The organism is Pseudomonas sp. Y39-6, from assembly GCF_023651955.1.
Taxonomy (GTDB): Bacteria; Pseudomonadota; Gammaproteobacteria; order Pseudomonadales; family Pseudomonadaceae; genus Aquipseudomonas; species Aquipseudomonas veronii.
In genome coordinates, this window is the sequence record NZ_CP069594.1 from 1,566,032 (window position 1) to 1,580,466 (window position 14,435).

The following is a 14,435-nucleotide window of genomic DNA, read 5'->3' on the forward strand; positions in this document are numbered from 1 at the left end:
ACGCCTTATTCAATTTAGCGGCTTTCTTCCGGTTTGCGGGCTTCGGCTTCGACCGGCGCTTCGGCCGCGCCGTCGACGCGGTGCAGGGCAACCTGGCGGATCGACAGGCGAATCTCAGCCGGCAGCACCCGTTTCGCCGCGCCTTCAGCCAGTTCGCCGAGCAGGTCGTGATAGCTCAACTTGCCGGCTTCGTCGCGGCGCAGCACATCTTGCTCCAGCAACGTCTGAATAAAATGTCGGAAAAGGCTCTTGTCGAAGAACTCCGGGGCATTGAGGCCATGCAGGATCGATAGGCGCTGGGCCATGATCGTACACAGGTCTTCCAGCTCTTCGGCGCTGATGCTGTTCCGGCCGCTGTTGAGCAGCAGCGAAATCGCCATGTAGAAGCGTTGCAGGGTCTGGGCGATGCTCTTGGACAGCAGTGTCAGCAGCACAAAGTGCCGCGAACTCGGCGCCGGGCGCAGGTACACGTTGTTCTCGAAACGCAGCAGGCCTTGTTCGACAAACGCCTCCAGCCACTGGTCGATCACCGTGTCCAGTTCCTCCAGCGACCAGCGGATAAACAGCTCTGACTGCAGGTATGGGTACAGCGCACGGGTGTAGCGCAGAATCTGCTCGCGGCTCATCCGCGAGCTGCTCTGGAAGAAGCTCGCCAGCAACGCCGGCAAGGCAAAGATATGCAGCACGTTGTTGCGGTAGTAGGTCATCAGGACGGCGTTCTGCTCGTCCAGGTACAGAATCTTGCCGAGGGCATCGCTCTGTTCCGACAGCAGGTTCATGTCCTTGACGTGCTTGATCAACGCCATGCCATCCCCTTCGGGCAGGGTGGTATGCGGCGAGTAGGGCACCCGGCGCAGCAGCGCCAGGTACAGGTCCAACTGGCGGGCCATGGCCTGTTCGTCCAGGGCCAGGCGCGTGGTCGACAGCAGCGCCAGGGCCACCAGGTTCACCGGGTTGATCGCCGCCGCTTCGTTCAAATGGCGCGCCACCCGCTCGCCGAGGCGGTTGGTGGTTTGGTTGAGCCACGCCGGTTTGTAGTGCGGGCCCAGTTCCTGGGCACGCCAGCCCGGTTGTTCGGCGTCGAGGAATTGCGCCAGTTTGATCGGTTCGCCGAAGTTGACCGCGACCTGGCCAAAGCGCTGCTTGAGCGCACCGACCACCTTGAAAATATCGAAGATCGACTCTTTCTTCTTGCTCGCGCCGCGCAGCTCACCGAGGTAGGTACGGCCTTCGAGCACACGCTCGTAACCGATATACACCGGCACGAACACGATCGGCATGCGCGAGGAGCGCAGGAAGCTGCGCAACGTGATCGCCAGCATGCCGGTTTTCGGTTGCAGCATGCGCCCGGTGCGCGAGCGTCCGCCTTCGACGAAGTACTCCACCGGGAAACCCTTGGTGAACAGGGTGTGCAGGTATTCGTTGAACACCGAGGTGTACAGCGGGTTGCCCTTGAAGGTGCGGCGCATGAAAAACGCACCGCCGCGGCGCAGCAGGCTGCCGATCACCGGCATGTTCAGGTTGATGCCGGCGGCGATGTGCGGTGGGGTCAGGCCGTTCTTGAACAGCAGGTAGGACAGCAGCAGGTAGTCGATATGGCTGCGGTGGCAGGGTACATAGATCACCTCGTAACCCTGGGCAACCTGTTGCACACCCTCGATGTTATTGACCTTGATGCCGTCGTAGATCTTGTTCCAGAACCAGCTCAGCACCACTTCCAGGAAGCGGATCGCGGTGTAGGTGTAGTCCGAGGCGATTTCGTTGCCGTAGCGCAGGGCCAGGGCCTTGGCTTTTTCCGGGCTGATCTTCTCGCGTTCGGCTTCATCGAGGATGGCCTGGCGCACCAGCGGCATATTCACCAAGCCCTTCACCAGGTTGCGGCGGTGGGACAGGTCGGGGCCGATCACTGCGGTTTTCAGGTTGCGAAAGTGTACGCGCAGGATGCGTTGGGCCATGCGAACGGTGCGTTCGTGGCCTTTATTGTGCTCGATCAATTCACGCAGGTTGATAGGCGCGGAGAATTGTACGCGGGTCTTGCGCCCCAGGATCAGGATGCTCAGCAGCCGGCGCAGGCGCCCGGTGACGGCCCAGCTGTCGGCGAACAGCAGTTTCCATGGGCTGGACTCGCTGTCGGGCGACTGCCCCCAGAACACGCTGACCGGAATGATTTGTGCATTCTCTTGTGCGTGCGCGCTGAGGGTATTGACCAGGCGGGTCAGGGGCGGCGGCGCGCCGCGTTTGTCCTGCCGGCCGAGCCAGTCCGGCTCTGGCGTGAGGTAGAAGAACGCCGCGGGTTCCAGCAACGGCCCGACCGCTACCGGCAGCACCGGGCGCGGCAGGCCGGCCTTGGTGCACTCGGTATCGACCACGGCCAATTCGGTGAGGGAGGGTGATTGCAGGACGTAGAACACCGGCCGGCTGCGGTCGAGGTTAAGGGTAAGGGACGACTGGTTGATCGTCTCTGAGCGAACCCAGAGGTACAACAGTCGGCGCAAGGTGCCAAACACCAGACGGCGGAACGGGGAGCGGGTCATAGGCGAGCTGCTTCAAGTGGAAAAAACCGAGCAGGTGCTCGGGTGGGTAGTGTGCCGTATTCACCGAAAATCGGCAAAAAAGCAGCGATGTAAAGTTGAGTTGATCGTTTTTGAGCCTGTCTTATACTCGGCAGTTCAACGCGACCGACTCGACAATAACAATCATGTGGGAGTGAACAGATGACAACGCGCGAAACCGGTAATGTGAAGTGGTTCAACGATGCCAAGGGATATGGCTTTATTCAGCGTGAAGATGGCAAGGATGTGTTCGTACACTACCGCGCCATCCGCGGTGAAGGGCACCGCTCCCTGGCCGAAGGCCAGCAGGTGGAATACGCCGTGGTGAGCGGCGAGAAGGGCTTGCAGGCTGAGGATGTGGTGGGTTTGTAATGCGGGTGTTTGTTACACCGTAGAACCCATGTGGGAGGGGGCTTGCTCTCGATCGCGGTGGGCCAGTCAATACATTTAGTGACTGATCCAACGCGATCGGGGGCAAGCCCCCTCCCACATTTGATTGGGTTCACACATTCAGATCAGGTGGTTTTCCAGGTGATCTGTTCTTCACCGTCTTCGCTGATGCGAATCCAGGTGTCGGCGCTTTCCTCGCCTTCTTCCTCAACCCAGCTGCCCGGTGCGCAACGCACTTCGACGTTCAGCGCGGCAAAGGCGGCGCGGGCGCAGGCGATGTCGTCTTCCCACGGGGTCTGATCGCTTTCCAGGTACAGGCTGTTCCATTTGCCTACCGCCTTGGGCAGCCAAGTGACAGGCACGTCGCCGGCCTTGCACTTGTAGGTCTGGCCGCGCTGGACCCAGGCGGTGCAAGGGCCAAGGGCGGCGCCCAGCCAGGCGGCGATGGCCTTGTGGTCGACGTCGGCGTCCTTCAGGTAAATCTCGATATCAGGTTGGCGCATGGATGTTCCTCGTTGCGGGATTCGAAAATCCATTCGCGGATTCAGGGTGGGCGGAGTGCCCGAAAAGTCGGTTATTGAAGCACGAAATAATCGTAGCGCATTGATACGCTGACCCGCAGCGGTTCGGCATGCTCGATCACTTCGGTGCGGCGCTCGGCGCTGGCGCGCCAGCCGTGAGGGGTCATGGCCAGCAGGTTGGCACGGTCTTTCGGGTCCGCCAGGCTCAGCGTGAACTCGAGGGTTTCGCTGTGCGCAAGGCTCATGCCGTCCGGCACCAGGGCCAGGTGTTTGTCGTCGGTGTACTCGCGCACTTCGTCGTACAGGCGCTCGCGCAGCTCCATCAGGTGACCGCGGGTCGGGCCGACTTTCATCAAGCCGCCGCCGGGGCTGAGCAGGCGTTTGGCCTCTTGCCAGTCCAACGGGCTGAACACGCTGGCGAGAAACTGGCAACTGGCATCGGCCAACGGCACGCGGGCCATGCTGGCGATCAACCAGGTCAGTGCCGGGTTGCGCTTGCACGCACGCTTGACCGCTTCCTTGGAGATATCCAGGGCATAGCCATCGGCGTGGGGCAGGGCGTCGGCGATTTGTGCGGTGTAGTAACCCTCGCCACAACCGATGTCCACCCAGCGCTGCGGTGCTTGTTGCGCGGCCAGTTGCGCCAGGCGCTTGGCCACCGGGGCGTAGTGGCCGGCGTTGAGGAAGTCGCGGCGCGCCTCGACCATGGCGAGGTTGTCGCCCGGGTCGCGGCTGTTTTTGTGCTGCACCGGCAACAGGTTCAGGTAACCCTGGCGCGCGCGGTCGAAACGGTGTCCGACCGGGCACGCCACGCCATTGTCCACCGCGTGGAGCGGTGCGCTGCAAATGGGACAGGCCAGCATCAGGCGAGCAACTTGATCAGGGTCTGGTAGTAGATCTCGGTCAGCACGTCGAGGTCGCTGGCCAGAATGCGCTCGTTGACCTGATGGATCGTCGCGTTGACCGGGCCCAACTCGACTACCTGGGTGCCGAGGGTCGCGATGAAGCGCCCGTCGGACGTACCGCCGCTGGTGGACGCCTGGGTCTCGCGACCGGTGACCGCCTTGATGCTGGCGGACACCGCATCGAGCAAGGCCCCCGGTTCGGTGAGGAACGGCAGGCCGGACAGCGTCCAGTCTACGTGCCAGTCCAGGCCGTGTTTGTCGAGGATCGCGGCAACGCGCTGTTGCAGGCCTTCCACGGTGGATTCGGTAGAGAAGCGGAAGTTGAACACCGCTGTCAGGTCACCGGGGATCACGTTGGTCGCGCCGGTGCCGGCGTTGAGGTTGGAGATCTGGAAGCTGGTCGGCGGGAAGAAGGTGTTGCCGTCGTCCCAATGCTCGGCGGCCAGTTCCGCCAGTGCCGGAGCAGCCAGGTGGATCGGGTTCTTCGCCAGGTGCGGGTAGGCCACGTGACCTTGCACGCCGCGCACGGTCAGGGTAGCGCCGAGGGAGCCGCGACGGCCGTTCTTGACCACATCGCCGACCAGGCTGGTGCTGGACGGTTCGCCGACGATGCACCAGTCCAGACGCTCCTTGCGCGCGGCCAGGCGTTCGATCACGGCCTTGGTGCCGTGGTGCGCCGGGCCTTCTTCATCGCTGGTGATCAGAAAGGCCACCGAGCCCTTGTGGTCCGGGTAGTCCTGCACGAAGCGCTCCGACGCCACCAGCATCGCCGCCAGGCTGCCTTTCATGTCCGCCGCGCCGCGGCCGCAGAGCATGCCGTGGTCGTCGATCAGCGCGTCGAACGGATCGTTCTGCCAGGCCTGCACCGGCCCGGTCGGGACCACGTCGGTGTGGCCGGCAAAGCACAGCACCGGGCCGTCGTGCTTGCCGTGGGTGGCCCAGAAGTTATCTACGTTTTCGATACGCATCGGCTCAAGCTGGAAACCGGCGTCGCCCAGGCGCTGCATCATCAGCTTCTGGCAATCGGCGTCGATCGGCGTCACCGAGGGACGGCGGATCAGGTCGATGGCAAGTTGAAGGGTCGGCGAAAGGTCGGCATGGGCCGTCATGGGAAACTCCGGAAATCGAGGCGGCGACGTTCTAATTGACTGTAGGAGCGAGCTTGCTCGCGAAAAACGCAAGAGCACCGCGTTCATTCAAGATGTTCGCGTGATCGTTGATGATTTTCGCGAGCAAGTTCGCTCCTACAGTGATATGTGCAAGGCTTACAAAACGGCCGTTATCTTATAGCAAAACGGCGGCCAGAGGCCGCCGTTTAGTGCATTGCACACGTTTTTACAGCGCGGTGGCCGGCTCTGCCTTCGGCGCCGGTTTCGGCAGCGACGACAGGAACGCCATGATCAACGCCGCCACATACGGCAGCGACTGCACCAGCAGCATCACCACCCAGAAGCGCATGTCGGCGCTCGGCAGGCCCTGCACCAGGTAGATCCCCAGCGCCGCGCCCCACAACAGCAGCATGATGAACATCTCTTCGCGGGCTTCGGAAATCGCTACCCAGAAGCCGTGGTTATCCGCGTTTTTCGGTGTACGAAAGAACGGAATGCTGGTGGTGAAGAAGCCATACAGCACCGCTTTGGCGATGGTGTGGGACAACGCCAGGCCGGCCAGCGCCGCACAGAACGCATCCTTGAGGTTAACCCCCACGGCACGACGGTACAGGAAGATGATCTTGCCCACCTTGAACACGAACAACGCCAACGGCGGGATCGCGAAAATCAGCAACGGCGGGTCGACCCGGGTCGGCACGATGATCATCGCCGCCGACCACAACAGCGCGCCGACGGTGAAGAAGATGTTCATGCCATCCGCCACCCACGGCAACCAGCCCGCGAGGAAGTGGTAGCGCTGGCCACGGGTCAGCTCGGTGTCCTTGCCGCGCAGCAGGCTGGCGGTGTGACGCTTGATGATCTGGATCGCGCCATAGGCCCAGCGGAAACGCTGTTTCTTGAAGTCGATGAAGGTGTCGGGCATCAGGCCCTTGCCGTAGCTTTCGTGGTAATACGCGGCCGACAGGCCTTTCTCGAACACGCGCAGGCCGAGTTCGGCGTCTTCGCAGATGCACCAGTCGGCCCAGCCCAGCTCTTCGAGCACCGAGCGACGGGTCATGGTCATGGTGCCGTGCTGGATGATCGCGTCGCGGTCGTTGCGGGTGACCATGCCGATATGGAAGAAGCCTTTGTATTCGGCGTAGCAGAGCTTCTTGAAGGTGCTTTCGTTCTGGTCGCGATAATCCTGCGGCGACTGCACCACGGCGATTTTCGGGTCGGCGAAGTGCGGCACCATGTGCTTGAGCCAGTTCGGCGACACGCAGTAGTCCGAGTCGATCACCGCGATCACTTCGGCATCCTTGGCGGTGTGCGGGATCAGGTAGTTCAACGCGCCGCCCTTGAAACCGGCCAGGGGCGCGACGTGGAAGAACTTGAAGCGCGGGCCCAGGGTTGCGCAGTAGTCGCGCACCGGTTCCCACACCGCCGGGTCCTTGGTGTTGTTGTCGATGATCAGGACTTCGTAGTCCGGGTAGTCGAGGGCGGCCAGGGCATCGAGGGTCTGTTTGACCATCTCTGGCGGCTCGTTGTAGCACGGCACATGGATCGACACTTTCGGGCGGTAGTCCGAGTCCCCCACGACCGGCAGGAATTCACGCCGACGCTTGTGGGTCCAGACCGCTTCCGCCAGTTCATGGGCTTCGGCCAGCAGCACGATAAACACGCCCAGGGCGCCGAGCGCCAGGAGGAAGCCGACCGTCAGGCTGAACCAGGTGCTGTATTGCTGGCTGTAGTCGTAGCCGATCCACACCAGCACCGAACCGCACAGGAACGCGATAAAGGTCAGGAAGGTCCGGCCGCGTTGGCGCAGGGCCGAGCCGTCGATCATCAGCAGGGTCAATGACAGCAGTGCAAGCACCACCGAACCGATGGCCAGCACGCGCCATTGCGGGATCGCGACCACCGGTCCTTCGAAGTTGAATTTCTGCTGACGCGCGGCGTTGTACACGCCCCAGTAGGCGCCGACCGAGCCTTCGTCGCTGGCTTTCCACGGTTGGTCGAAGGCCTCGATCACGAAGTAGTTGAAGCCCTGGCGGTTCAGCTTGTTCACCAGCGTGCGCAGGTAAATTGCCTGGTCGGCGGGAGACGCATCAGCACCGCCACGCATGCGGCCGTTGCTCGGCCAGCCGACTTCCGACAGCAGCAGCGGCTTTTTCGGGAAGGTCTTCTTCAGATCCCGTGCGCGGTCGAGTACGAATTGGCCCGCCTGGTCCACCGGAATATGTTCCCAGTACGGCAGGATGTGCGCGGCGATCAAGTCGACGTGCTTGGCCAGTTGTGGGTTGTGCTCCCAGATGTGCCATTGCTCGGAGGTGGTCACCGGCACCTTGACGGCCGCGCGCACGCGATCCAGCAACACGATCAGTGCTTCGGGGGTGATCTCTTTACGGAACAACGCTTCGTTGCCGACCACCACGCGCACGACGCTGCGCGAGCTGTTGGCGATCTCGATGGCGCGCTGGATCTCGCGTTCGTTGCGTTCCAGGTCCGGGCTGATCCAGATCCCCAGGGTGACACGCAGGCCGAACTCTTCCGCCAGCTTGGGGATGTCTTCCAGAGTGCCGTCGACCGAGTAGGTCCGGATGTTGTCCGTCAGCTTGCTCATGATCTCCAGATCGCGACGCATCTGGTCGTCGGTCGGGTACTGGTCTTTCTGTGGGTACTGGCCTTGTTGAAACGGCGAGTAGGAAAAACCGGAGATCTGTTCAGGCCAGTTGGGGGCAGTGACCGGGCGGTTGATCAGCGCCCAGAAGCCGGTGAACAGCGCGGCAATTGCCAGCACCACCACCAGGTTGAGTCCAAATTTACGCGATGACATGGCTATTTCGGGTTCCAAAAGGTGTGGAACGAAAAGAGGTGTCGGCCTACGCCGAACGGCGCGCATCCTACACCGGCCCTTCCCTGAGCGTACAGCAGACTGAGAAAAGCCGGACGTTAGTCCGCGAATCTCCAGCTAAGTTCTTTACTTGTATCGCGAAGTTTCGAACTTGTCCTGGCAAAGCCCTATAATGCGCGCCGGTTTTTGGGGTAATGGTCATGAGTACAGAAGATCCGCGGTTTGCAGGCGTCGCCCGTTTGTATGGCATTGAAGGCCTGGAGCGCTTGAAAGCGGCCCATGTGGCGATCGTCGGCGTCGGCGGCGTAGGCTCATGGGCGGCGGAAGCCATCGCCCGTTGTGGGGTGGGCGAGATCTCGTTGTTTGATTTGGATGATGTCTGCGTCAGCAACAGCAACCGTCAGTTGCATGCCCTCGACAGCACCGTGGGCAAACCCAAGGTCGAGGTGATGGCTGAGCGCCTGCGCGGCATCAACCCGGACTGCACGGTGCATGCCGTGGCGGATTTCGTGACCCGCGAGACCATGGCCGAGTACATCACCCCCAACATCGACTGCGTGATCGACTGCATCGACGCCGTCAACGCCAAGGCGGCACTGATCGCCTGGTGCAAGCGCCGCAAGATCCAGATCATCACCACCGGCGGCGCTGGCGGGCAGATCGACCCGACGTTGATCCAGGTCTGCGACCTGAACCGCACCTTCAACGATCCGCTGGCCTCGAAAGTGCGCTCCACCCTGCGCCGTGACTATGGCTTCTCGCGCACGGTGACCCGCCATTACAGCGTGCCGTGTGTGTTTTCCACCGAGCAACTGCGCTATCCGAAGCCGGACGGCAGCATCTGCTTGCAGAAGAGTTTTGTCGGCGACGGCGTGAAGCTGGACTGCGCCGGCGGGTTTGGCGCGGTGATGATGGTCACTGCAACCTTCGGCATGGTGGCGGCGACCAAGGCGGTGGACAAGATCGTGGCCGGGGTGCGCCGGCCTTCCGATCGGGTCAAGCCTTCTTGAATCTCAAGGCTTTGCACCATTCAAATGTGGGAGGGGGCTTGCCCCCGATAGCGGTGGTTCAGTCAATGTATTCAGTGACTGACACTCTGCTATCGGGGGCAAGCCCCCTCCCACATTGGGTTTTATGTACGGCTTAGTTCGCGCATGCGCTGCAGCACGGCGTTCAGGCCATTGCTGCGCGACGGCGACAACTGGCGGGACAGCCCCAGTTGATTGAACCAGTCCGGCAAGTCGACCGCCTGCAACTCGGCGGCCGACAGCCCGTTGACCCGCGCCAGCAGCAACGCCACCAGCCCACGGATCATGCGCGCTTCGCTGCTGGCGGCGAACTGCCAGTGGCCGTCGGATAAACGCCCGACCAGCCATACCAGGCTCTCGCAGCCCTGCACCAGATTGGCCTCGACCTTGTCTTCGTCCGCCAGCGGCGGCAGCCGTTCGCCCCATTGCATCAGCAGGCGCGCGCGTTGCTCCCAACTGCCCACTGCCTGAAACGACTCAAGCGCGCCGACAGCCTCGGCCGGCAGGCTCATCGCAGCATATCCAGGGACTGGTCCAGCGCTTCGAAGAATCGCTCCAGATCATCGGAATTGTTGTACAGCGCCAGGGACACGCGAATCGCTCCCGACAAGTGCATCGCCTTGAGCAGCGGCATTGCGCAATGATGGCCGGCGCGCACGGCAATGCCCTGTTCGGTCAGCAAGTGCGCAAGATCGGCGTTATGCACGCCTTCCACCACAAAACTGACCAACGCCACCTGCGGCGCGCCCAGTACGCGCACGCCATTGCGCGCTTTCAGCCCGCGCAACAGGTACTCGTGCAGGGCGGCTTCGTGGGCGATGAGCGCCGGTTGATCCAGTGAATTGAGGTAATCCAGGCTGGCGCCCAGGCCGATCACGCTGGCAATCGGTGGGGTGCCGGCCTCGAACCCCAGCGGCGCGGGGCGGAAGCTGGCGCTGTGGTAATCGGCCTGTTGCACCATTTCGCCGCCGAACTGCCAGTGGCGCAGCTGTTGCAGGGCTTGGGTGCGGCCGTACAGCACGCCGACGCCGTCCGGGCCGTAGAGTTTGTGGCTGGAAAATACGTAGAAGTCGCAGCCCAGGGCTTGTACGTCGTGGCGGCCATGGACGATGCCCTGGGCGCCATCGACCACGGTCAGCGCACCCTCGGCCTTGGCCATGGCCAGCAAGGGTTCCAGCGGTTGCCAGGTGCCCAGCACGTTGGACAGTTGGCTCACCGCCAGCAGGCGCGTGCGCGGGCCGATCAGCGTGGCGGCGGCCTGAAGGTCGATCATACCGTCGTCGCCAACCGGCAGGATCACCAGTTCCAGCGCGCGACGTTTGGCCAGTTGCTGCCAGGGCAGCAGGTTGGCGTGGTGTTCCAGGGCGCTGATGACTAGTTCATCGCCCGCATTGAATAAGTGCTCGAGGCCGTAGGCCAAGAGGTTCAGCGCCGACGTCGCGCCATGAGTGAAGACGATGTGCCCGCTGTCTCCTGCATTCAACCACTGCGCGACCTTGTTGCGACTGTCCTCGAAAGCCTGGGTCGCGTGGGCGCCCGGCAAATGCTGGGCACGGTGAACGTTGGCGGCGCCATTGGCGTAGTAATGGCTGATCGCGTCCAACAGGGCTTGAGGTTTTTGCGCGGTGGCGGCGCTGTCCAGATAGGTCTGGTCTTGCCGTTGCAGGGCGGCGATGGCCGGAAAGTCGACGCGCCAGGGAGAGGGCACAAGCATGGTGTTCAAGACTCGTATAAACGGGCCCCAGGATCGGGGCCCGCGAGTGGCATCGAGTCGCTGCTTAGTTGTGAGCGTGCAGCGCTTCGTTCAGTTCGATGGCCGACTTGTGGGTTTTGCACTCCACGGCACCGGTCTCGGAGTTACGGCGGAACAGCAGGTCCGGCTGGCCGGCCAGCTCGCGCGCCTTGACCACTTTAACCAACTGGTTGCGCTCGTCGAGCAGGGCAACCTTGGTCCCGGCGGTGACATACAGGCCCGATTCCACGGTGTTGCGGTCGCCCAGCGGGATCCCGATACCGGCGTTGGCGCCGATCAGGCAGCCTTCGCCGACCTTGATCACGATGTTGCCGCCACCCGACAGGGTGCCCATGGTGGAGCAACCGCCGCCCAGGTCCGAACCCTTGCCGACAAATACGCCGGCCGAGACACGGCCTTCGATCATGCCCGGGCCTTCGGTGCCAGCGTTGAAGTTGACGAAACCTTCGTGCATCACGGTGGTGCCTTCGCCCACGTAGGCGCCCAGGCGGATACGCGCGGCGTCAGCGATACGCACGCCGCTGGGTACGACGTAATCGGTCATTTTCGGGAACTTGTCCACCGAGAACACTTCCAGCAGCTCGCCACGCAGGCGCGCTTCGAGTTGGCGTTCGGCCAGCTCATTGATGTCGATCGCGCCCTGGCTGGTCCAGGCCACGTTCGGCAGTTGCGCGAATACACCGGCCAGGCTCAGGCCGTGGGGCTTGACCAGGCGGTGGGACAGCAGGTGCAGCTTGAGGTAGGCCTCAGGCGTGGAAGTCAGTGCGGCGTCTTCGGCCAGCAGGGTGGCGACCAGCGGGGTATGGCTTTCAGCCAGGCGGGTCAGCAGGGCTGCCTGGGTCGCGTCGACGCCTTTGAGCGCGTCAGCCAGTTGCAGGGCTTGGGCGACGGTGAAGGTGATCGCCTGGTTGCCTTCGCTGTAACCGAGGATCGGCGCGATGGCGGCGACGACTTCTGCCGACGGGTTGAGTACGGGTTGTGCGTAAAACACTTCCAGCCAAGCGCCTTGGCGGTTCTGAGTGCCGACGCCGAAGCCCAGGCTGAACAGGGAATTGGACATGCTGTTACCTCTACAAAAATGGGATGGCCGGCCTACTTGAGGGCTGCCGAATAAGTATCTGGCTTGAAGCCAATCAGGGTTCTGTCTCCGAGATCAAGCACCGGGCGCTTGATCATCGAGGGTTGTGCGAGCATCAATTCAATGGCTTTCGACTGATCGAGATCGGCTTTGCGTTCGTCTTCGAGTTTGCGAAAGGTGGTGCCCGCACGGTTCAAAACCACCTGCCAACCGTGCTCGTTGCACCATTGGGTCAAGTGTTCGCGGTCGATACCGACGGTTTTGTAGTCATGGAACTCGTAGCTCACGCCGTGCTCGTCGAGCCAGGTGCGGGCTTTTTTCATGGTGTCGCAGGCTTTGATGCCGAAAAGGTGCAAGGTTTTACTTGATACGGTCAAGGAATTGCCCCCCTTTGGACCAATGAAGATGAAAGGTCTGGGATTATGCCACGACCAGCGGGTTTGGGTGCCGCTCGTCTCTAGCGTGGATTGCCCCGTGCGACTATTGTGCGAAAGCCATCGCGCAGCATAGGCGGCTAATATGGCACTTCAATGGTGAGTTGTTGCCTGATGTGTGTCGTTGCAAGTCGATTGTCCGGGAAAACCGCGTTATGCAAACCGCCTACACCGTTCTTATCTTGCTGATGCTGGTCAGCGTTTCGCGGCTGGTCTGGCGAGTCATCCCACTGCCGTTACCGCTGGTGCAGATTGCCGCCGGGGCCTTGCTGGCCTGGCCCACGCTGGGGCTGCATGTCGCGCTGGACCCGGAGTTGTTCCTGTTTCTGTTCCTGCCGCCGCTGTTGTTCTCCGATGGCTGGCGCATGCCCAAGCGTGAACTGTGGCGCCTGCGCGGGCCGATTCTGACGTTGGCAGTGGGGCTGGTGCTGTTCACCGTGGTCGGCGCCGGCTACTTCATTCATTGGTTATTGCCTTCGATTCCATTGCCGGTGGCCTTTGCCCTGGCGGCGGTGTTGTCGCCGACGGACGCCGTGGCGGTGTCGGCCATTTCCCAAAACCGTTTACCCACGCCGTTGATGCATATGCTCCAGGGCGAAGCCTTGATGAACGATGCCTCGGGCCTGGTGACCTTCAAGTTCGCCCTGGTGGCAGCCTTGACCGGGGTGTTTTCCCTGGCGGATGCCAGCCTGACCTTTGTACTGGTGGCCATCGGCGGTCTGGCGGTCGGGATCGCGTTGAGCTGGCTGGTGGGGCGCTTGCGTGTCTGGATGATTGCGCGAGGCTGGGACGACCCGGCCACCCACGTTGTGTTCATGTTGCTGCTGCCGTTCGCCGCCTATGTTCTGGCCGAACGCCTGGGCGCATCGGGGATTCTTTCGGCCGTGGCGGCGGGCATGATGCAAAGCTGGCTGGACCTGCTGCCTCGCCAGACCAGCACGCGCTTGCTCAATCGCAGTGTGTGGTCGCTGCTGGAGTTTGCCTTCAATGGCTTGATCTTCCTGCTATTGGGGTTGCAACTGCCGGACATCATCAAGGCGGTGGTGAGTCATGAAACCACGCTGTGGCCGACCCTGCTGTATCGCTGCCTGGACGTGGTCGCGATCTTCCTGGTGTTGTTGGTATTACGCTTCATCTGGGTGCAAAGCATCTGGCGTCTGTCGGGCGTGCTCCGGCGCCTGCGTGGGAAAAGCGAGCTTACCCTGGTGCCGACGGCGCGTTCCTGCTGGCTGTTGACCGTGGGCGGTGTGCGCGGGGCGGTGACGTTGGCCGGTGTGATGTCGGTGCCCTTGCTGCTGGCGCCGGGCAAGGCGTTCCCGGAACGCGATCTGCTGATCTTTATCGCGGCCGGGGTGATCCTGTTGTCGCTCATCGCTGCCTGTATTGCGTTGCCGCTGCTGCTGCGCGGCATTGAAAAAAGCCCCGATGAAAAACACCACAATGAAGTGCGCGAGGCGTGGAAAAAGACCGCCGTGGCGGCGATCCATGCGCTTGAGGTCGAAGAACCCACCGAGAGCGCTCCCGCGGACGCCGCCCAGGCCGCATTGGCTACCGAACTGAAGGCGCGACTGATGTCGGAATACCGGCATCAGTTGGACGTCTTCAACGACTCCGCCGAAGCCCAGGCGCTGGCGTCGCAGATGGACCAACTGGAGCGAAAGCTACGGCTCAAGGCGCTGCGGGCGCAGCGCTTGGAGTTGTATAGCCTGAGCCGTCATCACCGGATCGGGGATGACGTGTTGAGGGAGGTGTTGGACGACCTGGACATGAGTGAGGCGAACCTGGGGTCGCCGAAGTAGGCAATTGGGGGCCGCCGTGCCGCCGGCGCT

12 protein-coding genes are annotated in these 14,435 nt (G+C 62.3%); 3 read left to right on the plus strand and 9 right to left on the minus strand.

What is annotated here, in order from left to right; translation table 11 throughout:
- Positions 1-14: 14 nt before the first annotated feature.
- Positions 15-2,534 (minus strand): glycerol-3-phosphate 1-O-acyltransferase PlsB, encoded by a 2,520-nt coding sequence (gene plsB / locus JN756_RS07040; protein ID WP_201021953.1) that lies wholly within the window; start codon positions 2,532-2,534, stop codon positions 15-17.
- A gap of 180 nt (positions 2,535-2,714) precedes the next feature.
- On the opposite strand from plsB, the gene JN756_RS07045 reads away from it, so the two are divergent.
- On the plus strand, positions 2,715-2,924 hold the full coding sequence (locus JN756_RS07045; protein ID WP_017844724.1) for a cold-shock protein: 210 nt from the start codon (positions 2,715-2,717) through the stop codon (positions 2,922-2,924).
- A gap of 143 nt (positions 2,925-3,067) precedes the next feature.
- Here JN756_RS07045 and JN756_RS07050 read toward each other — a convergent pair whose 3' ends face one another.
- The 4 genes from JN756_RS07050 to JN756_RS07065 all read right to left on the minus strand — a co-directional run bounded on the left by JN756_RS07050 (position 3,068) and on the right by JN756_RS07065 (position 8,295).
- Entirely contained in the window at positions 3,068-3,445 is a 378-nt protein-coding gene (locus JN756_RS07050; RefSeq protein ID WP_169883769.1) for a hypothetical protein, read from the minus strand.
- A gap of 71 nt (positions 3,446-3,516) precedes the next feature.
- The gene (locus JN756_RS07055; RefSeq protein ID WP_017844726.1) at positions 3,517-4,326 is read right to left on the minus strand and encodes a putative RNA methyltransferase; all 810 of its coding nucleotides are present in this window, start codon (positions 4,324-4,326) and stop codon (positions 3,517-3,519) included.
- Positions 4,326-5,477 (minus strand): succinyl-diaminopimelate desuccinylase, encoded by a 1,152-nt coding sequence (dapE, locus tag JN756_RS07060; protein WP_201021954.1) that lies wholly within the window; start codon positions 5,475-5,477, stop codon positions 4,326-4,328. Before dapE ends, JN756_RS07055 begins: the two co-directional genes overlap by 1 nt.
- Positions 5,478-5,703: 226 nt before the next feature.
- Positions 5,704-8,295, minus strand: a complete 2,592-nt coding sequence (locus JN756_RS07065; RefSeq protein WP_046384473.1) for a glycosyltransferase — start codon at positions 8,293-8,295, stop codon at positions 5,704-5,706.
- 218 nt (positions 8,296-8,513) lie between these two features.
- On the opposite strand from JN756_RS07065, the gene tcdA reads away from it, so the two are divergent.
- Complete coding sequence (gene tcdA, locus JN756_RS07070; RefSeq protein WP_026139765.1) at positions 8,514-9,323, plus strand: tRNA cyclic N6-threonylcarbamoyladenosine(37) synthase TcdA; 810 nt, start codon at positions 8,514-8,516, stop codon at positions 9,321-9,323.
- A 122-nt stretch (positions 9,324-9,445) separates the two neighbouring features.
- On the opposite strand, the gene JN756_RS07075 is transcribed toward tcdA, so the two are convergent.
- From JN756_RS07075 to JN756_RS07090, 4 genes are all read right to left on the minus strand, one after another.
- Positions 9,446-9,853, minus strand: a complete 408-nt coding sequence (locus tag JN756_RS07075) for a SufE family protein (protein ID WP_017844731.1) — start codon at positions 9,851-9,853, stop codon at positions 9,446-9,448.
- A complete protein-coding gene (locus JN756_RS07080; protein ID WP_057004713.1) occupies positions 9,850-11,055 on the minus strand; it encodes an aminotransferase class V-fold PLP-dependent enzyme in 1,206 nt (401 codons plus the stop codon). Before JN756_RS07080 ends, JN756_RS07075 begins: the two co-directional genes overlap by 4 nt.
- A 64-nt stretch (positions 11,056-11,119) precedes the next feature.
- Complete coding sequence (gene dapD, locus JN756_RS07085; RefSeq protein ID WP_046490174.1) at positions 11,120-12,154, minus strand: 2,3,4,5-tetrahydropyridine-2,6-dicarboxylate N-succinyltransferase; 1,035 nt, start codon at positions 12,152-12,154, stop codon at positions 11,120-11,122.
- 32 nt (positions 12,155-12,186) lie between these two features.
- Positions 12,187-12,549 carry an ArsC family reductase gene (locus JN756_RS07090; protein WP_026139766.1) on the minus strand — a complete coding sequence of 121 codons (363 nt, stop codon included), beginning with the start codon at positions 12,547-12,549 and terminating at the stop codon, positions 12,187-12,189.
- Positions 12,550-12,761: 212 nt separating this feature from the next.
- Here JN756_RS07090 and JN756_RS07095 point away from each other — a divergent pair, with 212 nt between their 5' ends.
- Entirely contained in the window at positions 12,762-14,405 is a 1,644-nt protein-coding gene (locus JN756_RS07095) for a Na+/H+ antiporter (protein ID WP_046384470.1), read from the plus strand.
- The last annotated feature ends 30 nt before the right edge of the window (positions 14,406-14,435 follow it).